Source organism: Alcanivorax sp. HI0044, assembly GCF_001634945.1.
Window position 1 is genome coordinate 1 of record NZ_LWEZ01001707.1, and the last position, 1,111, is coordinate 1,111.

General features: G+C 57.2%; 1 pseudogene. It reads right to left on the reverse strand.

Going from position 1 to position 1,111, the window contains the following annotated elements:
• Positions 1-832 (reverse strand): annotated as a pseudogene (locus A3730_RS25670) (DUF11 domain-containing protein); the annotation flags it as partial.
• Positions 833-1,111: the final 279 nt, after the last annotated feature.

The window sequence follows — 1,111 nt, forward strand, 5'->3', positions numbered from 1 at the left end:
CCGAATTGATTTCCACAAAGGTGGCATTGGCTGGCACGGCATCGAAGATATTTACATTCTGCGCCGCACTGCCACCATTGTTCTTCACCGTCAAGGTGTAGGTAATGGTGTTGTTAGAGGTATTGACAGATGCAGACTTGGTGGTTACCAGCACCGCATCGGTGGTCACCGTCACCTGATCGGTGTTGGTGTCGTTACCGTCTGCGCCGTTAACACCGTCAGAGTTATAGTCGCCAATATCGGCGTTGCTGCCGATATCCTGTACCAAGCCACCGTCATTGGCGTCGAAGCTGCCATCGCCCCGGGTCGAACGCACCAGCAAGGTGCCTTCGATGGTGGCGCCCGCTGCGGTTCCGGATGGAACCGGCACGGCCAGGATCAGCTCGACCTGGTCACCCGCGTCAACGCTCACAGACGTGGCGGCGCTTTCACCGGCATCAGGCTGACCATTGCCGTTGGCGTCGATAAACACCTGATAGCTACCCGCTGCGCCGGCACCATTCAGCCCGTCCAGGGTGAAGGTGTCGGTGGCATTACCGGTGTTTTTCAGGGTGTGGCTGAAGTAAACGGTTTCACCCGGCGCACCGGATTTCTTGCCGTCATTTTCCAACGTACCCGCATAGACTTCTGCAACGGTCACTACCGCTTCATTGGACTGTGCGGAGTAGCTGTTGCCGTTGGCATCTTCATAGGTAACGGTTGCCTTGTTCTTGATGTCCGTCCCTGCGTCAGTCAGCGCCCATGCTTGCCCTGCGGCAAACAGTAGACCCCCAGACACAAGGGATGCGGCCATTTTCGAAGACAACACGCCCTTGTTGAAGGCATGTTTCATGGCTTCATTCCTTTAATGGATTGTGTTTTGGATTACCCTCGGTTTCGAAAGCCTTGCGAGAGCGGCCCCTCGTTATTCACGAGCGGTCCGCCCCTCCCCATGCGGCCGATCGCTGACGATCAAGCCGCTCGCACAAGACTTCCCGGGATCTTTCGATCCCCCGTCTGTTTCTCCCGGTGCTACTGCACCGTTACCCGATAGCGATATTGCTGCACCTGGTCAGGCTGCAGGCTGCCTTTCGGCTGCCAACGCACCTGGGTGTAGTCGCTGGGAGAAACC